Here is a 21,667-nt window from a genome sequence, read left to right as displayed (position 1 = left end):
GCCCATGACGAGCTCCCCGGCCCTGCGACTGGTGCTGCCGCATCAGCTCTTCGAGGAACACCTCGACGCCGACCCTGACACGGTGTTCGTGCTGATCGAACATGACCTGATGTTCCGGCAGTACTCCTTCCACGCGCAGAAGCTGGTGCTGCACTGCGCCTCGATGGACCGTTTCGCGCGGCGGCTGCGAGCCCGCGGCCATCAGGTGAAGGTGCTGCGCAGCCATGCCGAGCGCAGCTCCCACACGCAGCTGGTGGAACTGATCCAGGAGCTGGCCCCGGAACAGATGAGCGTCTATGACCTGGTCGATGACTGGCTGGAACAGGATCTGCGCGCCGCCCTGGAAGAGGGCGGCTGCTGGCTGCGCAGCCAGGACGTGCTGGAGACCCCGAACTTCCTGACCAGCCGCACGCAGGTCGATGACTGGTTCGCAGCACACCCCGCTCGGATGCATGACTTCTACGTCTGGCAGCGCCGCCGGTTCAAGCTGCTGCTCGACTCCGAGGGAGAACCGGTCGGTGGGAAGTGGTCCTTCGACGCGGAGAACCGCAAGAAGCTCCCGCGCGGGTACACCCCACCCCGCGTGGGGCGTTTCGCGGACCACCCGATCCTGCAGCGTGAGTCGATGTTCGATCTGGACGCGCTGACCGGTGAGGACGGTGCACCCCAGGACAGCCCGGTCGAGGAGGGCGGAAGTGACGTCGAGCGCGCCATCGCCTGGGTGCGTGAGGAGTTTCCCGATGCCCCGGGAGATCCGGGACTGTTCGCCTGGCCCACCAGCGCGCAGGAGGCACGAGAGCACCTGCGCGAGTTCGTCCAGCAGCGGCTGAACGATTTCGGCCCCTACGAGGATGCGATCTCCGCCGAGCACCCGTTCATCGCCCACGGACTGCTGACTCCGGCGCTGAACATCGGACTGCTGGATCCCCGCGAGGTGGTGGATGCGGTGTTGGAGGCCGCCGATGAGTCCACGCCGCTGGCCTCTGTGGAGGGATTCATCCGGCAGGTCATCGGCTGGCGGGAATACATGCGCGCGACCTACCGCACCCGGGGCCGGCAGCTGCGCAGCGCCAATCGGCTCGAGCACCGCAACGCGCTGGGGGCGGGCTGGTGGGACGCGTCCACCGGCCTGGCCCCGGTGGACCTGGTGATCTCCCGCGTGCTTGCCACCGGATATGCCCATCACATTGAACGCCTGATGGTGCTGGGCAACGCGATGTCGCTGCTGAGGATCCACCCGGACGCGGTCTACGAGTGGTTCATGGAGCTCTTCATCGACGCCTACGACTGGGTGATGGTCCCCAATGTCTACGCGATGAGTCAGTTCGCGGCCGGGGAGGCGATCACCACCAAGCCCTACGTCTCGGGCAGCAACTACCTGCGCAAGATGTCCGATCTCCCGCCGGGGGACTGGGCCGATGCCTGGGACGGTCTCTATTGGACGTTCATCCGGGATCATCGCGAGGTCTTCGAGGCCAACCCGCGCGCCCGGATGGTGGTCTCGCTGTTGGAGAAGATGGACCAGGAGAAGCGACGGGCGCATCACGATCAGGCTCAGCGACTGCTGGCACCCGGGAAGGCCAGCCGGCTGCTGCGCTCACCGGGGTGACCCCGGGTCAGCTGCGGTTCGGGGAGGCCTCAGCGGGCGGTGTTGTGTCTTCCTGCTCCAGGGCGGCGCTCCAGCTGCCGTAGGTGTTGCGGATGCTGGCGCCCGAGGGCAGGTCGGTGCGTCCTTGCTGCTGCTGGAGCTTCCGCCAGTCCACGTAGCTCTGGTAGCTGGTGGTGAAACCCGCACCGGCGCCCTGAGCCGTGAAGTCGCGCAGCGCCGTCCGGAACTGCTCGTGGGAGAACCTCGCCGTCCCGAACCCGGAGGGTCTGGCTCGGCTCGAGGCCGCCAGGCCCACGTTCTGCAGTGCGGCACTCCAGGAGCCGGACGCGCGCTTGAGGATGGTGCTGGTGCCGACGGGCCAGACATTTCTTCCCCGGCCCGGTGCCGCTGTCTGGGCGGTGAGGAACTGGCTGCGCAGCTCTTGGTACCTCTGTGCAGACAGGCTCAGCGACGGGTCGCGGGTCACCGCATCGCGACCGGCGCGCACAGCTTCGAGCGCCTCCGGTGCGCCGCCTGCTGCACCTTGGTCCTGCAACATCTTGGTGACCGTCTCCCGGAGCTCCTCGGTGAGCTCGGGGGACTCGGAGTCAGGGGTCCGCCCGACCCCGATGGCGAAGAACAGGCTGGCGATGATGGCGTTCTCGCTCACCGGTGGTGCAGCCATGCGGGTCACCCTCCCTTCTTTGCAGTTCTGCCGAGGCCGTCAGCAGCGGGCTTCGGCGTTTCGGCCCTGCGCGGAGTCTATAGGCTGTCCCGATGGTCGAATTGGACGCGCTGAGCTGGGTGCTGCTCGGGGCTGGGGCGCTGGTGGTGGGGCTCTCCAAGACGGCGCTGCCCGGCGGTGGCACGCTCGCCGTCGTCCTGTTCGCCATGGCCCTGCCGGCGCGCGAGTCCACCGCGGCGCTGCTGGTGCTGCTGATCGTCGGGGACCTCTTCGCGATCTCGATGTACCGCAAGACCGTGGACTGGGTGCTCCTGCGCAGGCTGATCTCACCGGTGCTGCTCGGCGTGGCCGTGGGCACGGTGTTCCTCGGTGTCGCCTCCGACGCCGCGGTGCGTCGAGTGATCGGCGCGATCCTGCTGGGACTGCTGGTCTTCACGCTGCTCCGACGACGCCGGGATAAGCCGAAACAGGGTGGGCGCGGGGAACAGTGGAGGCAGCAGGGGCAGCGGGAACAGGCGAGGAGCCACCGCGGCGGGTCCCGCGCGGCGGCCTTCGGCTACGGCTGGCTCGGCGGCTTCACCACCATGGTGGCCAACGCCGGGGGACCGGTGATGAGCATGTATCTGCTGGCGAAGCGTCTGGAGGTCAAGACCTTCCTGGGCACCGCGGCCTTCTTCTTCTTCGCGGTGAACCTGGTGAAGGTCCCGTTCCAGATCGGGCTCGGGCTGTTGAACACCCAGATCCTCAGCGTGGTCCTGGTGCTGGTGCCCCTGGTCGTGGTCGCCGCGTTCCTCGGCCGCTGGATCGCGGGACGGATCTCCCAGACGGTGTTCGAACGTCTGGTCCTGGGGCTCACCGCCGTCGGCGCTGTGAACCTGCTGCTCTGACCTGGGGCGATTCTGTGGGGCTGAACAGGCCCTGGAAGGTTGTGTTTGTCGACGATCTGGGCTCCCGGTAGGTTGCGGGAATGCATCTTTCCCGTCGCACTATGATCACCGCCGCCGCCACCGGCGCTGCGGCCGCAGGTGTCACCCTCGTCTCCGCGCTGCCCGCCTCGGCGTCTCCGCGTCGGTTCCGCACCCGACCAAGTCCGCGCATGCGGCGTCGGCCCACCGAGTATGACCGGACGCGCAAGCAGCAGAATCCCGCGAACAACCTCGGCTGCCCGCTGGGGAGGGGATTCTGATCGCCGTCCCCCCGATGATCGGAGCCCGGAAGGTTCTGGGCCACTCCGACCTCGCCGTCTCGGGTCTGTGCCTGGGCACCAACACGTTCGGCTGGACCAGCGATCGGGAGACCTCGTTCGCGGTGCTCGACGCCTACGTCGCCGCCGGCGGCAATTTCCTCGACACCGCGGACAGCTACTCGGCCTGGGTCGAGGGCAATCGCGGCGGCGAATCCGAGACGATCCTGGGTGAATGGCTGGCCACGCGCGGCCAACGGGACGACGTCGTCCTCGCGACCAAGGTCAGCCAGCACCCGGAGTTCAAGGGGCTGGCCCCGAAGACCGTGGCCGCCGCCGCCGAGGCCTCGCTGCGACGCCTTGGGACCGATCACATAGACCTCTACTACGCGCACTTCGACGACGAGCAGACTCCGCTGGAGGAGACCGTCGGCGCCTTCGAGGAGCTGCGCGCCACAGGCAAGATCCGCGCCGTGGGGCTCTCGAACTACACGCCTGAGCGGATCGGTGCCTGGTTCGAGATCGCTCGGCGCACCGGGGCGAGCCTGCCGGTGGCGCTGCAGCCGCACTATAACCTTGTGCACCGCCGTGATTTCGAGGCCGGCAGGCGCGCCGTGGCGCAGCAGGAAGGCCTTGCCGTGATGCCGTACTTCGCCCTGGCTTCAGGCTTCCTGGCGGGGAAGTATCGCCGCCGGGAGGATCTCGACGGGGCGGCTCGAGCCGGAATGGCCGGGAAGTACCTCTCGGAGTCCGGCGTACGGGTCCTGGACACCCTGGATGAGATCGCCCAGCGGCTCGAGGTCGAGATGTCCACCGTGGCGCTGGCCTGGCTGCGGACCCGCCCGCAGGTCCTGGCCCCGATCGCGAGTGCCCGCACCCCGGGACAGCTGCCGGCTCTGCTCGCCGGAGCTCAGCTTGAACTGTCCGCGCAGGACGCGGACGCGCTCACCGCCGTTTCACACGATATGGAGAACTGACCCGTGACGCAGAACGTGATCTGGAAGACCTCCCCGAACCGCACCGTGGGCCGGGGCGGCGTGGCGGTGGACCGCATCGTCATCCACTACATCGTGGGCAACCTGGCAGCCTGCGACGCGACCTTCCTGAACCCAGACTCCCAGGTCAGCGCGCACTACGGGATCGGTGAAGGGCGGATCCATCAGTATGTGAGCGTGCACAACACCGCCTGGCACTCCGGGAACTTCGGCTTCAACCAGCGCAGCATCGGCATCGAGCACTCCGCGACCCCCGAGCGGCCGCCGACGACGCAGACGCTGAACATGTCCATCGCCCGCTGCCTGACGCTGTGCCGCCAGTTCAACCTGAACCCGCTCACCGCCATCGTCCCGCACGATTCAGTGGTCCCCACCGCCTGCCCGGGCGCCGTGGACTGGGAGTACATCCGGGACCGCACCGCCGCCCAGATGTGACCGACGCCGGGCGTTCAGCCGGTGAAGGTGTCCGGGTGACCGCCTCGGCGGCCGTCCTCGCCCTGGTCCAAGGTGGCGATGGCGGCCATATCCTGCTCGCTGAGGACGAAGCCGTAGATATCCCGGTTCGACGCGATCCGCTCCGGGCTGCTGCTCTTCGGGATCGCGACCACGCCGCGCTGCAGGTGCCAGCGCAGCATCACCTGCGCCGGGGTGACCCCGAGTCGCTGCGCGATCTCGGTGAGCACCGGATCGGCGAACTGATCCGTGCGGGCCAGCGGGCTCCAAGCCTGCACCACGATCCCGCGCTCCTGGCAGAACCGACGGATCTCCTCGTTGGGGAAGTAGGGGTGCATCTCGATCTGGTTCACCGCCGGTGTGACACCGGTGGCCTCGATCAGACGCTCAAGCTGAGCCGGCTGGAAGTTCGAGACCCCGACGGCGCGGGCCCGTCCGTCCTCGAGAAGCTCCAGCATGGCCGACCAGGTGTCCGCATAGTCGATGTCCAGCATCGGCATAGGCCAGTGCATCAGGAACAGGTCCACATACTCGAAGCCCAGGGTCTCCAATGACTCGGCAAAGGTCTCGCGGACGGCCTCGGGGTCATGGTTGCCGTTGTTCAGCTTCGTGGTGACGAAGACCTCCGCGCGCTCGACCCCGGAGCGCCTGACCGCCTCGCCGACCTCGGCCTCATTGCCGTACATCTGCGCGGTGTCGAGCAGCCGGTAACCAGCATGCAGCGCGGCCACCATCGCGTCCGGGGTGGCCTTGCCGGTGCCGAAACCGATCTCCGGCATCTGGATTCCTGAGTTGAGCGTGATCATGCCCAGAGCCTACGCGTGCCGACGAGGCTGCTCACCTCTTGCGCTGTGATCGCTCGGATCCTGATCGGTTCTGGACAGAGCCGGCGAGGAATAGAAACCGTTCACCAGGCGGTTGCCATGATCATGCGTGCAATGAGCTATGCCGAATACGGCGACCCCCAGACCCTCGAACTGACCGACCTCCCGCTGCCGAAGGTGGCACCAGGAGCTGTCCTGATCAAGATTGAACGCGCCTCGGTGAACCCGGTGGACTGGAAGCTGATGTCCGGCGGGCTTGATCAGCTTATGGACGTGGTCTTCCCGGTGATCCCGGGATGGGACGTCTCCGGCGTCGTTGAGGCCATCGGGCCCGACGTGCCGGAGTTCTCCGTCGGTGACCGGGTCGCTTCCTACGCCCGCAAGGACTTCATCCACGGCGGCACCTACGCCGAGTACGTCTCGGTGCCTGCGGCCTCCGTGGCCCGCATTCCGGAGGGTGTCGACTTCGACTCCGCCGCCGGACTGCCGCTGGCCGGACTGACCGCGCTGCGCTCGCTGGAGACCCTGGAGCTCACCGCCGAGGACACGCTGCTGATCCACGCCGCCTCCGGCGGGGTGGGCCACCTGGCCGCGCAGCTCGCCGTGGAGCGTGGGGCGACCGTGCTGGGCACCGCCTCCGAGCGCAACCACGCGAAGCTGCGCGAGATCGGGGTGACCCCGCTGACCTACGGCGAAGGCCTGACCGATCGGGTCCGCGAGGCCGCGCCCCAGGGCGTGACCGCCGTGGCGGACTTCGTCGGCGAGGTGCTTCAGGACACGCTGGCAGTGCTCACCGAGGGCGGCCGGCACATCTCCGTGGCGGATCCCTCCGTCGAAGACCACGGCGGGCACTGGATCTGGGTCCGCCCCGACGGAGATCGGCTGAGCACACTGCTGGAGAAGGTCGCCGCAGACACCTTGCGCGTGGCCGTGGACCGGGTCTTCCCGCTGGCAGAGTCGGCCGCCGCCATGAAGGCCAACCAGTCAGGGGCCAACGGCAAGATCCTCATCGATACCACCCGCTGAACAGCCGCGGGTCGGCGCGGGCCTCGAGCTGCGCGCCGACCTGCAGCCTGCGCGATAACCTGATCACGTGAGGTCTCATCCCAGGGGGAGAGGACCAACCGGTTCTTCTGTGAGACCAGCTCTGGTCTACCACCACAGAGAAGAGTTCCGATGAACGACATCCACATCCCAGGCGCACCACAGGCCGAACCCCCGACGGACGGCCAGCCAGTTCAGCCGCGCAAGCCGCTGCCGCCCAAGCAGGACCAGCGCGCCGCCGCGCCGGTCAGCCCGACCGGCGCCGAGGTGCCCGGCAGCGACACCGGACGCGTCCAGCAGGGCAAGCACCTGACCACCGCGCAGGGCGCCCGCGTCCGCGACACCGACCACTCGCTGAAGGCCGGCAGCCGGGGGCCCACCCTGCTGCAGGACCACCATCTGCGCGAGAAGATCATGCACTTCGATCACGAGCGGATCCCGGAGCGCGTGGTCCACGCCCGCGGCGCCGCCGCCCACGGCGTCTTCGAGTCCTACGGCACCGCCGGTCACCTGACTCAGGCGAAGTTCCTCGCCGAGAAGTCGACCACCCCGGTGTTCACCCGCTTCTCCACCGTGCTGGGCAGCCGCGGCTCCGCCGACACGGTGCGTGACACCCGTGGCTTCTCCACGAAGTTCTACACCGAGGAGGGCAACTACGACCTCGTCGGCAACAACATCCCGGTGTTCTTCATCCAGGACGGGATCAAGTTCCCAGACGTCATCCACGCCGGCAAGCCCCACCCGGACCGGGAGATCCCGCAGGCGCAGAGCGCCCACGACACCTTCTGGGACTTCGTCTCGCTGCACACCGAGGCCCAGCACCACACCATCTGGAACATGTCCGACCGCGGCATCCCGCGTTCGCTGCGCATGATGGAAGGCTTCGGGGTGCACACCTTCCGGCTGATCAATGCCGAAGGTGAATCCTCGCTGGTGAAGTTCCACTGGAAGCCCAAGCTCGGCGTGCACTCGATCACCTGGGAAGAGGCGCTGATGACCAACGGCGTGGACCCGGACTTCCACCGCCGGGACCTCGCTGACGCCATCGAGGCCGGCGCCTTCCCCGAATGGGAGCTCGGTGTGCAGGTCTTTCCGGACACCGAGGACCAGATGTTCGAAGGCATCGACCTGCTGGATCCCACCAAGTTCATCCCCGAGGAGCTCGCCGAGGTGCAGATGCTCGGGAAGATGACGCTCAACGCGAACCCGCAGAACTACTTCGCCGAGACCGAGCAGGTGGCCTTCCACCCGGGACACCTGGTCCCCGGCATCGAGGTCACCAACGACCCGCTGCTGCAGGCCCGGCTGTTCTCCTACCTGGACACCCAGATCACCCGCCTGGGCGGCCCGAACTTCGCGCAGATCCCGATCAACCGACCCCGCGCGGCGGTCAACGACATGCTCCGCGACGGCTACCACCAGACCGCGGATCACGCCGGAATCGCTCCGTACCACCCGAACTCCTTCGACGGCGGCAACCCGTACCCGGTCAAGGACAGCTCCTCCGAGTCAGAGGCGCCCAGTGCGCTGATCGACTTCCCGGAGCCCGTGGCGCAGAGCGTGAAGCTGCGCGCGAACCCGCAGAGCTTCGATGACCACTACACCCAGGTCACGATGTTCTTCCGCAGCCTCACCCGCACCGAGCAGCTGCACGTGATCCAGGCCTACACCTTCGAGCTGGCCAAGTGCTACGAGCCCACCATCAAGGCGCGCCAGCTGCAGCAGCTGACCCACATCGACGCGGACCTCGCGGCCGGTGTCGCCGAGGGCCTCGGCCTACCGGTGCCCGAGCCGCTGCAGGCCCCGGTGGAGCCAGAGGTGCTCAGCCCCACGCTGTCCCAGATCGGCGGAACCTGGCCGATCGAGGGCCGGCTGGTAGGCGTCGTGGTCGATGAGACCAGTGACATCGACGCGATCCAGAAGATCCGCAAGGCCATCGACGCCCAAGACATGGTGCCGCTGGTGGTCGCGCCCACCGGTGCGCCGCTCTCCGACGGCACCCCGGTCCAGCGGACCTACCTGACCGCACGATCCATCGAGTTCGACGCGATCATCTTCCTCACCGCGACCGCTGCCGGCGCGGCCGGGGCCAGCCCGGAGACTGATCACAAGCTCGGTGACCCCACGGGAGACCCGAAGGTCGATCCGCGGCTGACGCTGATGGCCGCCGAGGCCTACCGCCACGGCAAATCGGTGGTGTTCCCCGAGGGCACACCGCTGCTGAGCGCCAGCGGCGTCTCCGCCACGGCGCCCGGCGTCCTGGTGGGCGCCCCAGAGAAGCTCACGGACGAGCTGTTCACGCTCATGGGTGCCCACCGCGCCTGGGAGCGCTTCGCCTGATCCCAGCAGCACCCGTTCGGCCCCTTCGCGAGACCTCACCGAGGCTTGGCGGAGGGGCCGAGCTGTGCGCCGATCCGGTCCGCCCACCACTGATGGAACTCCGCGATGTGATGCTCGCTGGGGACCAGCGCCCCGCCGTCGTGGTAAGCCCGAGAAGACATCGAGGGCTGAGTCTGCTCGCAGGCCTCGAAGTCCTGCAGGTTGACCCGGTGGAAGAGCTCCACCGACCGTGAGACGTCCATATTCTGCTCCACCACCTCGGGCAGGAACAGCCAGTCGCATTCCACGATCGTCTTAGACGCCGAGACCGGGTACATCCGGTGGAAGATCACGTGATCCGGCACCGTGTTGATGAACACCTGCGGGCGCACCGTGATGGCGTAGTACTTGCGGTCCTGCTCCGGCGCGATGGCCGGCAGCGCCGCGACGCCGGCCGAGCCGTCCACCGTGAAGCCCTGCACCTGCGCGCCGAAGGAGGCGCCGTGGATCTCGTCCTTGGCCTGGGAGGCCCACCCTTCGGCGAACTCCGGGATCACCTCGGTGAGCTCGGGGTGGATGGTCGCGCAGTGATAGCACTCCATGAAGTTCTCGATGATCAGCTTCCAGTTCGCCGCCACCTCGTAGCGCCGGGTCTCACCGACCCGCAACCCCTCGATGTCATAGTTCTCCAGGCTCTGGACCTCACCGAAGCGGGTGGAGACCTCCGCCATCACGGTCTCCTCGAACGACGGCGGGGCGGAGGGGTCCGAGGCCGCGGCACCCGGGGCCGAGCCGCCGGCGCCTGCGGCGGAGTCGCCGGGGGTAGGGGTGACACAGACCCAGATGTAGCCCAGCCATTCGCGCACGTGCACGGTCTTGAGCCCGTATTCGCCGCGATCCACGTCCGGCATCGAGGTCAGGTTCGGGGCGGCGACCAGCTCGCCCTCCAGCGCGTAGGTCCAGGCGTGGTACCCGCACTGCAGGGTCTTGGACCTGCCCTCGGCAGTGGTGCAGACCCGCATGCCGCGGTGCCGGCAGACGTTGAGATACGCCTTGATCCCGGCCTTGCGGGTGCGCACCACGATGATCTCCTCGCGGCCCACGGTGATCGTGCGCCACTGTCCCGGGCTCACCAGGCTCTCCACGCGCAGCACGGCGTTCCACATCTTCTCGAAGATCTCCGCCTGCTCGCTGCTGAAGATGCCTGCGTCGGTATAGGCCGCACCGGCGGGGGTCGGCCTCAGCGAGCTGCCGGTCAGCGGGGTGTCGAGCTGGTCGATGATCATCGGTGCGTCCTTCTTCTGGGGCTCGGGGCTGTGGTGTTCAGGCGGCCAGCGCTGCGGGGCGGATCCGGCGTGCCCGACGCCAGCGCACCACCTCGCGGAGCCGATTCATGCCCAGGATGCCGATCTCGGTGCCCTCGCGCAGGTAGCTCACCAGCAGATCGCCGGCCTCGATGCTTCCCGCCAGCACCTGGACCTCATCGGCGAGGGCGAGCATCCCGGCTGCCTGGATGGTCACATGATGCTGGTCTGACCACAGGTAGGGCTCCTGCATGGGGGAGGGGACACCGCCGAGCATCGCCGAGGTCAGCGCCTGGGCCTGGTCCACGGTCTCCTGCCAGTGCCCCACCGGGCGCAGCCCGGTCCGCTGAGCCGCCCACAGCGCGCAGTCTCCTGCCGCCCAGATCCCAGGAATCCCGGTGAAGCCGGTGTCATCGGTGAGCACCGCCTGAGTCTCGGGGTCCAGGGCGAGCGCGCTGCGGGTCAGCCACGCCGTGGCCGGGACTGCGCCGACGGCGCTGATCACGACATCGGCCTCGATCCTGCGGCCGTCGCTGAGCGTGATGACGTGCTCCGGCGACCCTGGGTGCTCTGCGTGCTCCGGGTGCTCTGCGTGCCCCGCCGGGGTCACGCTCAGCGCGCGGGCGGCACCGAGGAAGCGCACGCCGTGCTGCTCATGCAGCCGGTGCAGCGCCTGAGCCACCGGCTGGCCCAGCCGACGCAGACCCGGCAGCTCCTCCCCGGCGATGACCGTGACGCTGCCCGCCCCGCGGGTGGTGCAGGTCGCGGCGGTCTCCAGGGCCAGGAACGCCCGCCCCCGATCACCGCCAGCCCGGGCGCCCGCCAGCGGGGCGGCTCGCAGCGCGGCGGCATCCTCCACACAGCGGATCGCATGCCCGCCCAGGCGTCGGGCCTCGGCGCCGGTGGCGATGACCACCGCATCGCCCAGGTAGAAGGTGCCCGAGGCGGTCCGGACCCCCAGCGGCTCGGTGGAGAGCCCGACGACCGCATCGGATCTGACCCAGCGCACATCCAGCGGGTCGGCGGGGTCATCGAGGTAGAGGTCGCAGAGATCCGTGGTGCCGCACAGATAGGCCTTGCTCAGGGCCGGGCGGTCATAGGCAGGATGCGCCTCCGCACCGAGGACCGTGATCGGACCGGTATGACCCTGGGTCCGCATCTGACGCGCGGTGTAGTAGCCGGCGAGACCGGCGCCGATGATGAGCAGGTGAGCGTCCGGGGCGAGGCTCATGCGACCTCCACCCCCGGAGGCAGCTGCGGGACTGCCGTGGAGAGCTCCACCAGGACCTCTCCGTCCTGGACGGTGACCTGATGCGCCCGCACGCCCCGCTTGGCCGGGGGCTGATCCACCTCCCCGGTCCTCAGCGAGAAGGTGCTCTCATGCAGCGGGCATTCCACGCGGCAGTTCTCCACCCAGCCCGCCGCGAGGGAGGCGTCTTGATGGGTGCAGGTGTCATCCAGGGCGTGGACGGTGCCCTCCTCGGTGAGGAACACGGCGATCGGTGGACTCACGCTGGTGACCCGCAGCCCTTCACCGGGAACCAGGTCGTTGATGGAACAGGCTCGGAAACTCAATTGCCTTCACCGCCACTCAGGGATACTGTTGCATATAGTGCAACAGCGTTCGTGTTGCACAACAAAAGTATGCAAGAGGTCCCCGAGGGGGCGTCAAGGGGTTTGCCGAAATTGAAGACGAATTCATCCGCACGAAACGAACCGGGGGTTCCGACATGAGCGAAGTCCAATCGGTGGATCGCGCCGCGCAGATCCTGCAGCTGCTCAGCGCAGAATCGCCGCTGAGTGTCAGCGAGATCTCACGCCGGCTGCAGGTTCACCGCTCCACAGCCTCGAGGCTGATGGCCACCCTGGAGACCCATGACCTGGTCGAACAGGAGGGTCAGCGGGGTGCGTACCGGCTCGGGTTCGGGCTGCTGCGTCTGGCCAGTGCGGTGACCGCTCGGGTGGATCTCTCCCGTGATGCCCAGGCATGCTGTGACGCCGCCGCAGCCTCGCTGAACGAGACGGTCAACGTCGCGATCCTGGATGCCGGATATGCGGTGACCATCACGCAGACGGTGGGCCAGCGGATGGTCGGCGTCGCCCGGCAATACGTCGGTCAGCGCGCGCCGCTGCATGCCACCTCCACCGGCAAGGTGCTGCTCGCCTGCTCTCCCGCAGCCGAGCAGGAGCAGGTGCTGGCCGCACCCCTGGAGGCCTTCACAGCCTCCACCATCACCTCACCCGAGGTGCTCGCCGCCGAGCTCGCGGCGGTGCGTGCGCGCGGCTGGGCCTCCGCGGTGGCCGAGTGGGAGGAGGGCATCAATGCCCTGGCGGTGCCGGTGCGCGGACCGCAGGGTGCCGTGGTGGCGGCCTTCTCCACCACTGCGCCGGCCTTCCGACTCCCGGAGTCCGCCTTCGCCGAGCATGTCCAGATGCTGCGCGAGGCCGCCGGGCAGCTGGAGTCCCGCCTGGGATACCTGCCCGGACCGCGAGAGTCTGGCGGCTGACCGGGTCCACGGGACTCGTGTCCAACGGGTCAATTTCGACCAGGCTCTTGTCCCGTTCCCCAAGTCAACCTAGGCTGGTGCGTAATACACAGTAGTAGTGCGTATTAAGCAACACTTGCCAGATGTCGGCAGAACCGTTGGGCGGACGAGGGAGCACAGGATGGCGCAGCACTCCAAGGGTCCGCGGGTGGTGATCGTGGGCCTCGGGGTGGTCGGGGCCGCGGTGGCCGATGAGCTGGTGCTGCGCGGCTGGACCGATGTCAGCGTCGTGGAACAGGGCCCGCTGTTCGAGACCGGCGGCTCCAGCTCGCACGCGCCGGGATTCGTCTTCCAGACCTCCCCGAACCGGGCGATGACGCAGCTGGCGCAGCGCACCCTGGACAAGCTCGACGGCCTGGACGTGAACGGGGAGTGGGTCTCCAAGCGGGTCGGCGGCATCGAGCTGGCCAGCACCGAGGCGCGACTGCACGAGCTGCGCCGTCGACTGGGCCTCGCGCAGGCCTGGGGAGTGCCGGCCGAGCTGATCTCCCCGGAGCAGATCGCTGCGCTGTGGCCCGGGCTGGACACCAGCTCTCTGCTCGGCGGGCTGCACACCCCGACCGATGCGGTGGTCAAGGGTGTCCGGGCGGTGGAGTTCCAGGCCCGCAGAGCCCAGGCCGGGGGAGCCAGGCTGCTGCCCTGGACTCGGGTGAGCGCGGTGCACACGACCGGCTCCAAGGTGACCGGCGTCGAGATCCGCCCCGTCGAGGCGCATGGCACCGGACCGGGCGCGACCCAGATCCTGCCCGCAGACATCGTCCTGCTCTGCACCGGGCTCTGGGGACCGGGGATGGCGCGCGACCAGCTGGGGATCGCGCTGCCGATGCTGCCAGTGGAGCACGGATTCGGGTTCAGCCTGCCGAGCTCCACCGGGGTCGATGCGGCCACCGAGGTGGTGAAGCCGATGCTGCGGCACCAGGACTTCGCGATGTATCTGCGCGAGTGGGGGGATCGGATCGCCGTGGGCGCCTACGAACATCGTCCGCTCCCGGTGGCCCCGGAACAGATCGCCGGCGCAGAGGATTTCGCCCGCACCGGGATCCATCCGGCCGTGCACCCCTTCACCGCCGAGGACTTCGCCCCCACCTGGGCCGAGGCGCAGCGGCTGCTGCCCGGCCTGGTCGGCAGCGGGGAGGGCCTGGCGGGGCTGGACACCGCGCGCAGCTTCAACGGGATCTTCTCCTTCACCCCCGACGGCGGGCCGCTGCTGGGCCCCGTGCCGGGCACCGCAGGACTGTGGATGGCCCAATCGGTCTGGGTCACCCAGTCCGCTGGAGTGGCGCAGGTGATGGCGGACTGGATGACCACCGGAGACCCCGGCATCGACACCCACTCTCTGGACCTGAGCCGCTTCGACCCCGCGGTGGTCTCGTCCAGGTGGGCCCGCGAGCAGGGCGAGGAGTCCTACGACGAGGTCTACGACGTGATCCATCCCAAGGCCAGCACGCTGAAGATGAGGGGATTGCGCAGCTCCGCGTTCCACTCCCGGCATCGGGACCTCGGCGCGGTCTTCGAGTCCGCCGCAGGCTGGGAGCGGCCGCTCTGGTTCGAGTCCAACCAGTCCCTGGGCGAGGCGCACCTGGGTGACCAGCCGCTGTCTGACCGGGACGCCTGGAGCGCGAGGCACTGGAGCCCGATCGTCGCCCGAGAGGCGCGGCACCTGCGCGAGCACGTCGGGCTGGTGGACATGTCCTCGCTGCCGCGGCTGCAGCTGCACAGCGCAGGGCCCAGCACCGACGACGACGCCGCAGCTCATTCCGCGGCGCATCCCGATACGCACGGCGCCACCGGTTTCCTGCTGGACCTGCATGCCCGCGGTCTGCTCAGCCGGAGACCGAGCAAGGCCGTCGGCGGCATCGTCTACGCGCTGCTGCTCGATGAGGGCGGCGGGGTGCTCTCCGACATCACCCTGGCGCGCACCGGGCCGCAGAGCTACCACCTGGGCATCAACGGTCCGCTGGACACCGCCTGGCTGCAGGCCCGGATCGCCGAACACCACTCGGCCACCGAGGATGGCGTGCAGCTGACCGACGCGACCACCGGCGCCTGCGGGCTGGGCCTGTGGGGACCGCAGGCCCGCACCGTGCTGCAGAGCCTCGTCGAGGAGGACCTCGCCGATGAAGACTTCAAGTTCTACCGCGCCCGGCAGCTGCGAGTGGCCGGCGTCCCGGTGCTCGCGCTGCGGCTGAGCTACGTCGGGGAGCTCGGCTGGGAGCTCTACGCCCCGGCGGAGTTCGGCGGATTCCTCTGGGACGCGCTGAACCAGGCTGGTCAGGCCCAGCAGATCCGACCGGTGGGACGCCGGGCCTTCGAGAGTCTGCGGCTGGAGAAGGGCTTCCGGCTCTGGGGGGTCGACATGACCCGCGAGCACACGCCGCTCGAGGCCGGGGTGGCCTTCGCCGTCGCAGGGGAGGCCGCCGAGAAGCTCGCCGCGCTGGGCAGGACCGAGTCCGGGGCCCCCGAACCCGGGGCAACCGCGTCCGGCACGGTGGTGCCGCGGCGTCGTCTGCAGTGCCTGGTGCTCCAGGACCCGGCACGCGTAGTCCTCGGGCACGAGCCGGTCTTCGCCCCCGACGGCGCCGAGCCGCTGGGCTACGTCACCAGCGCGGACCAGGGATATACGGTGGGGGAGTCCATCGCCTACGCCTGGTTGGAGGGCGGGGCGCACAGCATCGGGGATCCGGTGGAGATCGAGTACTTCGGTGAACGGCTGGCCGCCGTCCTCGCCGCGGAACCGCGCTTCGACCCCCGCGGCACCAGAATGAGGGGATGAGCATGTCGGGATCGCACTCCTATGACGTGATCGTGATCGGACTCGGATCCATGGGTGGTGCGGCGGCGAACGCGCTCGCCGAACGCGGAGCCAACGTCTTGGGACTGGAGACCTATCGACCGGGACATGACCAGGGCTCCGCTCACGGCGGGAGCAGGATCATCCGGCAGTCCTATTTCGAGGACTCCGCCTATGTGCCGCTGCTCTTCAGCTCCTACGCCGGGTTCCGCAAGCTCGAGGAGGAGTCCGGCCGTGACCTGATGCGGCTCTGCGGCGGCATCTACATCGGGCACCCGGAGTCCAAGACCTTTGCCGGCTCCCATGCGGCGGCCCTGGAGCACGGACTCGAACACGAGGTGCTCACCGCCGCGCAGATCCGGAAACGCTTCCCCACCATGGACCCGCAGGATGAGGCCATGGGCCTCTATGAGGCCAACGCCGGCTATGTGCGTCCGGAGGAGACGGTGCGCGCCAACGCCGAGGTCGCCGCGCGCAAGGGCGCCGAGCTGCACTTCGAGGAGCAGGTGCGCTGGTGGTCTGCCAACGGCGACGGGGTGACCGTGCGCACCGACGCGGGGAACTACCGGGCAGCCCGGCTGGTGATCACCCCCGGTGCCTGGGCACCGGAGCTGCTCGCGGGGATGCGGCTTCCGCTCAGCGTGGAGCGGATGGTCTTCCACTGGTTCGCCCCGGACTTCGACGCGGTCCCCTACCCGGCCTGGAACCAGGAGCATCACCCGGTCTACGTGGAGCAGACCTGCGAGAATCTTCAGATCTACGGGTTCCCGATGACCGACGGGCCGCAGGGAGGCTTCAAGCTCGGCTTCTTCCGCGAAGGCATCCCGACCACTGCGAACACCATCGATCGCAGCATCCAGCCGGCGGAGAATGCGCGCATGCAGGCCCGCGCGCGGGAGCTCTTCCCGCACCTCAGTGGCGAGCTGGTCCAGGCCAAGACCTGTCTGTACACGGTGACACCGGATGAACACTTCGTCATCGGGCTGCACCCGGAGCACCCGCAGGTCTCGGTGGCCTGCGGCTTCTCCGGCCACGGCTTCAAGTTCGTGCCGGTGGTCGGGGAGATCCTGGCCGATCTGGCGCTGAAAGGGGACACCGCGCACCCCATCGAGCTCTTCGACCCGCAGCGCAGTAGTCTGCAGGGATGAGGACCATCGACCTGCCTGCCGCCGAACTCTCCGCCTCTCAACTGGTGCTGGGACTGATGCGGATCGCAGACAAGACCGACCAGCAGATCCGGGAGCTCTACGACCGTGCCCGAGCGGCAGGGGTGGACTTCCTCGACCACGCCGACATCTACGGCGGCGCCCCGCACACCTGCGAACGGCGCTTCGCCGAGGCTGTGAAGCTCACCGGCGCCGAGCGCGAGGAGGTGCTGATCCAGTCCAAGGTCGGCATCGTGACGGACGGGCCCTTCTACGACTTCTCCTATGAGCACATCGTCACCGAGGTGGAGGAATCGCTGCGGGCGCTGCAGACCGACCACCTCGACATCCTGCTCCTGCACCGTCCCGACCCGCTGGTGGAGCCCGCGGAGGTCGCCCGCGCCTTCGATGAGCTCCAGGCCGCCGGGAAGGTCCGCCACTTCGGGGTCTCCAACCACACCGTGGGCCAGATCGAGCTGCTGCGCACCGCGGTGACCCAGCCGCTGGTGGTGAACCAGATGCAGCTCTCCCTGGTCCATGCGCCGATCCTCACCGAGGGCGCGCAGGCCAATACCCTCGGTGGCACCGGGACGGTCACACCCGCCGGCGCCGACATCGTCGAGTACTGCCGCCGGCACGCGATCACGCTTCAGGCCTGGTCGCCGTATCAGTCACCCAGCGGCGTCTTCCTGGATAACCCGGACTACCCCGAGCTCAATGCGGTGCTGGCCCGACTGGCGCAGCGCCACGGGGTCACCCCCACCGGCATCGCCACCGCCTGGCTGACCCGGCACCCCGCCGATATCCAGGTGGTGCTGGGCACCACCCAGGCGCCCGGGTGGAAGAGGCCGCAGCGGGATCTGAGGTCAGGCTCTCGCGTCGTGAATGGTACGAGCTGCTGGTCGCCGCCGGGCACAGGCTTCCCTGACCCACCTGCGACAAGGAGTCCGCCGCCCTGAGCCCAGCCTTCCGGAATAGGGCGGGTGGCAGCTCAGGCGCGGTAGCGTCCGGGGCGGTGGTTCAGCGCCAGGACCAGGTTCAGCAGCACCGCGCCGAGCGCGGAGTAGAGCACGTTGAGCGGGGCGACGACGGTGAGCGCCAGCAGGATCACCACCACGTCCAGGCTCATCTGTACATACCCGGCGCGCAGCCCCAGCCGCTCCTGGGCGATGAGTGCCACGATGTTGAACCCGCCCAGGCTCGCGCCATGGCGGAAGATCGCGAGCAGGCCCAAGCCGATCAAGATGTTGCCCGCCGGCACCCCGTAGAGCGGGTTGAGCTCGTCCAGGCCCAGCATCGGTTCATGCAGCAGCGCATAGCCCGAGACGATCGCGACTGCGGCGACGGTCTTCAGGGTGAAGCCCCACCCCTTCTTCCAGATGGCCAGTGCGAAGAAGGGTACGTTCACCAGCAGGAACAGCCAGGAGAAGTTCAACGGCGTGGCGTAGGTCAACAGCAGCGCCAATCCGGCGGTGCCTCCGGTCACGGCCTCAGACTGCTGGAGCACGTAGAGGCCCAGCGAGGCGAGGAAGGTGCCGATCAGGACGCCGAAGACATCCTCGGCCGGGGAATGTGGGATGGTGCTGTCCTCTGGCCAAGGAGGAACGTTCTGGGATCCGGACATGAGCGTCAGCCTATAGCCGCTCCCATGCGGTCCTGCGCGCAAGAGCGCGGGAAGTGAGCACCATCACGGCGGCTCAGGGGCATCGGATGGGATTCATCTGTAGACGCCGTCCAGCTGCGGCGGCGTAAGCTGAGGATTCCAGACTTCAACGGCGAATCGAGGACATCCCCATGGATGCTGTGACACCTGCCCATGCGGCTCAGTACGGCGAGAATGGCGCAGAGGATCTCTCCTATGACCCCGAGTTCTGCGGACGTGTGGTCTGCGCGCGCGAGGTCATCGCCGCGCTGCCCGCGGTGGTCTTCGAGTTCCTCGCCGACCCGGCCCTGCAGGTCGAGTTCGACGGAAACGACAATCTCGCCCAGGCCGAGGCCGGTCAGCGGGTGCACGACGTCGGCGACGTCTTCCGCATGGAGCTCACCAACGGCAAGGTGCGCGAGAACCATGTGGTGGAGTTCTCAGAGGGCCAGCTCATCGCCTGGAAGCCCTCCACCATCGGAGAGGCGCCGGCCGGTCACCTGTGGCGCTGGTCCCTGGCGTCCACCGAGGACGGAGGCACCGAGGTCACGCACACCTACGACTGGTCCCAGCTCCATGACGAGTCGCGCCTCGCGCGGGCGAAGTCCACCAGCTCCGCAATGCTGGCCCGCTCCATTGCGCGCCTGAAGGCAGTGGTGGAGACCTCCGCCTAAGCTTGGGCTCCATGGAGAGCCAGACCGTCCCGCAGTTCACCGCCGCCGCGCAGTTCACCAAGACCGTGGTCGCCGCCGCGCTCATGCGCCGGCGCCCCGGGCACGAGGTCGAGCTCTTCATCGCCCGCAGAACCTCCCCGGAATCGGTTGCCGGCATGTGGGAGTTTCCGGGCGGCAAGCTTGAGTCCGGGGAGACTCTGCACCAGGGTCTGCACCGGGAGCTCAGGGAGGAGCTCGGCGTCGAGGTGATCCTGCAGGCCGAGGTCATCGGGCGGGGTCATGGAAGCTACGTGGCCGAGGCTGGTTGGTGGCTGAAGGAGACGACCGCGATGCGGCTCTTCCGCGGAGAGGTCCTCGCCGGCGAGCCGTTCCCCCTCCAGGACCACGACCGGGTGGACTGGGTGCCGGTCACCTCCCGGCTGCTGGACTACCCGTGGATCCCGGCGGATCGCCCGATCGTGGAACAGCTGCTGCGGGATCGCGATTCATAGGCGGCGAGTCCTCAGCCGCGTTTGCTGAACCGGGTCCCCTGGACTGGGTCTACTGAGTCGGGTTCACTGAGTCGGGTTTGCGGAGCCGGGCGCTCATCGTATGGGGGAGATGCGCGCAGAAGCAGTGAGGAGGGCTTCTGCGCGCATCGCGCTTCCCATCGCGCAAAGCCATTAGAACACCTATTCTACGACCCGGCAAGCGTCCAGGTTCAGCTATCGAAGACAGATCCTATTGAGGCTTCCTGTGAGGAAACTGTCAGAACGCAGGTTCGATGGGATCGCGCCGCCTCGGGTCCGCTCCGGGGTCCCCGCCGTCGCGCTGATGCCTGACCATTCGGGCGCGCTCCAGTCGCGGCATCACCCGCAGCGCCAGGATGATCGCCCCGGGAAGCGTGGAGGCCAGGGCGAGCAGGCCATAGCTGATCGAGGCGGTCACGCCCAGATGCGGGGCGACACCGGCCAGTGAGAACACCCAGGCGGCGGCCGCCTCTCGAGGTCCCCAGCCGCCGAATCCCAGCGGCACGGACATTCCGGCGATCGCGACCGCGGCCAATCCCGGCGCCCAGGCCAGCGGGATGCTGGGGGTCACGGCGAGAATCGTGAGAGCGAAAAGCGTGGCGAAGGCCGCCCACCCGGCGGCGGAGAGCAGGACCACCTGGAGGAGGTCTCCGCGGGAGAGCGGCTTGAGCCACCTCCAGGCCACGACGACGGCGACGGTCGCCACGCCCAGGGCGGCGAGCCCGACGAACGGGGCGAGCACCAGCAGGGCCAGGCCTGCGGCGATGAACGCCACCGCGGTGCCCATCAGGCGTTCCGCAGCCATGGCGGCGAAGGCCCGACGCAAGGCGCTGCCACCGGCCTGGACCTCGGCGTCGCTGCTGTCATCGGCGGCGCGCAGCGCGTCACCGGCCAGACCTCCGGGGAGCACCCCGTTGAGGAACGCCGCCTGCCAGCAGCGGGCGACCGCGGGGCCTACGCCGACGCTGATCTGATGATGCCTCGCGATCACGCGCCAGCGCAGTGCCTGTGTGAGCACACCGACGCCTCCGAGCAGCATCGCAGCCGGAAAGATCCACAGCGGAAGCAGCCGGAATGCGTCCATGAACGGATTCATGCCCCACTGGGCGACGAGGAAGCTGAAGATCCCCACCGTGATCGCGACCTGTAGGACGGCGAACACCGCGGTGTGTCCGCGGCGGGTGATCTGGCTGCGCTGGTCCAGGCTCATCGGGTCACCGGGTTCAGGTGCCTGGCAGGCTCAGCAGGTCGAGGTGCCCCACGTGGACCCGCAGCTCGCCCGCCGAGAGCTCAGCCTCGCGCGCGGAGACCCACTCCTGCGCCAGGCCCGCCAGCGAGGGATCGTGCTCCACGGCCACCGCGGCGCGGTCCCCGAGATACCGCTGGATCAGCGCCGCCTCGGTGGAGTCCAGCGCCCAGTCGGTGGCACTCAGCGTCACCTCGGCGCCGCGATCGCGCAGCAGCTGCGCCACGGTCTGCGCGGCGTCGGGCCCGAGCAGGCCGTCGCGGCGCTGGTGGGCATCGAAGGCCTCGGTGATCACGGCGTCGCTGGGGTGGCCCGGCGCGATCTCCACCTGCCCGGTCACCGTCAGGCTGAGCAGCGCCGTGACATGAGCTCCGGCTTCGGGGCCGGCGATCGCATCGGCGAGCACCTCGGCCTCGCTGGGGCGCAGCAGGTCCAGCAGGGCCGAACAGGTCACCAGCTGGATCTCTGCACCATGGGTCAGGCTCGGGAGATCCTCAATGGTGCCCAGCACCCGAGTGGTCTCGCCCGGACCAGCGGCGGAGGGATCCTCCGCGGCGACCTCGAGCAAATCCGCGTCATGGTCCAGCAGCGTCCAGCGCTGCGCCACCGCCAGCCGCGGGGCCAGCCAGGCCTGGTTGGAGCCGGTGCCGGCCCCGACGTCGATGACATGCACCGCGGCGGCTGCCGCGGCGGGGCCCGAGTCGGATGCCGAGGCGGAC

The 21,667-nt window shown here is 68.7% G+C and carries 20 protein-coding genes and 1 pseudogene; 13 read left to right on the top strand and 8 right to left on the bottom strand.

The features are described 5' to 3' along the window. Window positions 1-4 precede the first annotated feature (4 nt). Complete coding sequence (locus tag BG28_RS11835; protein ID WP_036477144.1) at window positions 5-1,609, top strand: cryptochrome/photolyase family protein; 1,605 nt, start codon at window positions 5-7, stop codon at window positions 1,607-1,609. A 7-nt stretch (window positions 1,610-1,616) separates the two neighbouring features. Here BG28_RS11835 and BG28_RS11830 read toward each other — a convergent pair whose 3' ends face one another. Then, a complete protein-coding gene (locus BG28_RS11830) occupies window positions 1,617-2,273 on the bottom strand; it encodes a hypothetical protein (RefSeq protein ID WP_036477142.1) in 657 nt (218 codons plus the stop codon). A 92-nt stretch (window positions 2,274-2,365) separates the two neighbouring features. Here BG28_RS11830 and BG28_RS11825 point away from each other — a divergent pair, with 92 nt between their 5' ends. From BG28_RS11825 to BG28_RS14540, 4 genes are all read left to right on the top strand, one after another. Next, entirely contained in the window at window positions 2,366-3,160 is a 795-nt protein-coding gene (locus BG28_RS11825) for a sulfite exporter TauE/SafE family protein (protein WP_036477139.1), read from the top strand. 80 nt (window positions 3,161-3,240) lie between these two features. Continuing rightward, window positions 3,241-3,459: a hypothetical protein gene (locus BG28_RS11820; protein WP_133726563.1), complete on the top strand. Its 219-nt coding sequence runs from the start codon at window positions 3,241-3,243 to the stop codon at window positions 3,457-3,459. A gap of 14 nt (window positions 3,460-3,473) precedes the next feature. Continuing rightward, a complete protein-coding gene (locus tag BG28_RS11815) occupies window positions 3,474-4,433 on the top strand; it encodes an aldo/keto reductase (RefSeq protein ID WP_036477134.1) in 960 nt (319 codons plus the stop codon). 3 nt (window positions 4,434-4,436) lie between these two features. Further along, a complete protein-coding gene (locus tag BG28_RS14540; RefSeq protein WP_051501389.1) occupies window positions 4,437-4,886 on the top strand; it encodes an N-acetylmuramoyl-L-alanine amidase in 450 nt (149 codons plus the stop codon). A gap of 14 nt (window positions 4,887-4,900) precedes the next feature. Here the strand turns inward: BG28_RS14540 and BG28_RS11805 are convergent, their stop codons facing one another. Beyond that, window positions 4,901-5,710 (bottom strand): aldo/keto reductase, encoded by an 810-nt coding sequence (locus BG28_RS11805; RefSeq protein ID WP_036477131.1) that lies wholly within the window; start codon window positions 5,708-5,710, stop codon window positions 4,901-4,903. Between the two features lie 117 nt (window positions 5,711-5,827). On the opposite strand from BG28_RS11805, the gene BG28_RS11800 reads away from it, so the two are divergent. Both BG28_RS11800 and BG28_RS11795 read left to right on the top strand, forming a co-directional pair. Then, window positions 5,828-6,754 carry an NADP-dependent oxidoreductase gene (locus BG28_RS11800; RefSeq protein ID WP_369797234.1) on the top strand — a complete coding sequence of 309 codons (927 nt, stop codon included), beginning with the start codon at window positions 5,828-5,830 and terminating at the stop codon, window positions 6,752-6,754. A gap of 150 nt (window positions 6,755-6,904) precedes the next feature. Beyond that, a complete protein-coding gene (locus BG28_RS11795; protein ID WP_036477128.1) occupies window positions 6,905-9,112 on the top strand; it encodes a catalase in 2,208 nt (735 codons plus the stop codon). A 35-nt stretch (window positions 9,113-9,147) separates the two neighbouring features. On the opposite strand, the gene BG28_RS11790 is transcribed toward BG28_RS11795, so the two are convergent. Genes BG28_RS11790 through BG28_RS11780 form a run of 3 tightly spaced genes read right to left on the bottom strand, consistent with a single transcriptional unit; the run spans window position 9,148 to window position 11,970 of the window. Further along, window positions 9,148-10,377 carry an aromatic ring-hydroxylating dioxygenase subunit alpha gene (locus BG28_RS11790; RefSeq protein ID WP_051501388.1) on the bottom strand — a complete coding sequence of 410 codons (1,230 nt, stop codon included), beginning with the start codon at window positions 10,375-10,377 and terminating at the stop codon, window positions 9,148-9,150. 37 nt (window positions 10,378-10,414) lie between these two features. Continuing rightward, complete coding sequence (locus tag BG28_RS11785; protein ID WP_036477125.1) at window positions 10,415-11,626, bottom strand: NAD(P)/FAD-dependent oxidoreductase; 1,212 nt, start codon at window positions 11,624-11,626, stop codon at window positions 10,415-10,417. Then, window positions 11,623-11,970 carry a bifunctional 3-phenylpropionate/cinnamic acid dioxygenase ferredoxin subunit gene (locus BG28_RS11780; RefSeq protein WP_036477121.1) on the bottom strand — a complete coding sequence of 116 codons (348 nt, stop codon included), beginning with the start codon at window positions 11,968-11,970 and terminating at the stop codon, window positions 11,623-11,625. The genes BG28_RS11785 and BG28_RS11780 overlap by 4 nt, the downstream gene beginning before the upstream one ends. Window positions 11,971-12,125: 155 nt before the next feature. Between BG28_RS11780 and BG28_RS11775 the strand changes: the two genes are divergently transcribed. From BG28_RS11775 to BG28_RS11760, 4 genes and pseudogenes are all read left to right on the top strand, one after another. Continuing rightward, a complete protein-coding gene (locus tag BG28_RS11775; protein ID WP_036477118.1) occupies window positions 12,126-12,902 on the top strand; it encodes an IclR family transcriptional regulator in 777 nt (258 codons plus the stop codon). Between the two features lie 160 nt (window positions 12,903-13,062). Continuing rightward, window positions 13,063-15,714 carry an FAD-dependent oxidoreductase gene (locus BG28_RS11770; RefSeq protein ID WP_036477116.1) on the top strand — a complete coding sequence of 884 codons (2,652 nt, stop codon included), beginning with the start codon at window positions 13,063-13,065 and terminating at the stop codon, window positions 15,712-15,714. Further along, window positions 15,711-16,880: an N-methyl-L-tryptophan oxidase gene (solA, locus tag BG28_RS11765; RefSeq protein WP_036477113.1), complete on the top strand. Its 1,170-nt coding sequence runs from the start codon at window positions 15,711-15,713 to the stop codon at window positions 16,878-16,880. Before BG28_RS11770 ends, solA begins: the two co-directional genes overlap by 4 nt. Beyond that, window positions 16,877-17,805: pseudogene (locus BG28_RS11760) on the top strand (aldo/keto reductase family oxidoreductase). The gene solA and the pseudogene BG28_RS11760 overlap by 4 nt, the downstream one beginning before the upstream one ends. Window positions 17,806-17,868: 63 nt before the next feature. On the opposite strand, the gene BG28_RS11755 reads toward BG28_RS11760, so the two are convergent. Further along, window positions 17,869-18,501 carry a YitT family protein gene (locus tag BG28_RS11755; protein ID WP_036477110.1) on the bottom strand — a complete coding sequence of 211 codons (633 nt, stop codon included), beginning with the start codon at window positions 18,499-18,501 and terminating at the stop codon, window positions 17,869-17,871. A 170-nt stretch (window positions 18,502-18,671) separates the two neighbouring features. On the opposite strand from BG28_RS11755, the gene BG28_RS11750 reads away from it, so the two are divergent. Continuing rightward, entirely contained in the window at window positions 18,672-19,193 is a 522-nt protein-coding gene (locus BG28_RS11750; RefSeq protein ID WP_235181093.1) for a polyketide cyclase, read from the top strand. Between the two features lie 11 nt (window positions 19,194-19,204). Then, window positions 19,205-19,684: a (deoxy)nucleoside triphosphate pyrophosphohydrolase gene (locus tag BG28_RS11745; protein WP_235181092.1), complete on the top strand. Its 480-nt coding sequence runs from the start codon at window positions 19,205-19,207 to the stop codon at window positions 19,682-19,684. Between the two features lie 256 nt (window positions 19,685-19,940). On the opposite strand, the gene BG28_RS11740 is transcribed toward BG28_RS11745, so the two are convergent. Both BG28_RS11740 and BG28_RS11735 read right to left on the bottom strand, forming a co-directional pair. Further along, complete coding sequence (locus BG28_RS11740; RefSeq protein ID WP_036477107.1) at window positions 19,941-20,912, bottom strand: lysylphosphatidylglycerol synthase transmembrane domain-containing protein; 972 nt, start codon at window positions 20,910-20,912, stop codon at window positions 19,941-19,943. A 13-nt stretch (window positions 20,913-20,925) separates the two neighbouring features. Beyond that, window positions 20,926-21,667, bottom strand: a 742-nt coding sequence (locus BG28_RS11735) for a class I SAM-dependent methyltransferase (RefSeq protein WP_036477105.1), incomplete at its 5' end; no start/stop codon positions are given.

Origin of the sequence: Nesterenkonia sp. AN1 (genome assembly GCF_000582475.1) — a bacterium.
GTDB lineage: Bacteria > Actinomycetota > Actinomycetes > Actinomycetales > Micrococcaceae > Nesterenkonia > Nesterenkonia aurantiaca.
Note: the sequence above shows the minus strand (reverse complement) of the source record. Positions and strands in the feature narration are given on the sequence as shown.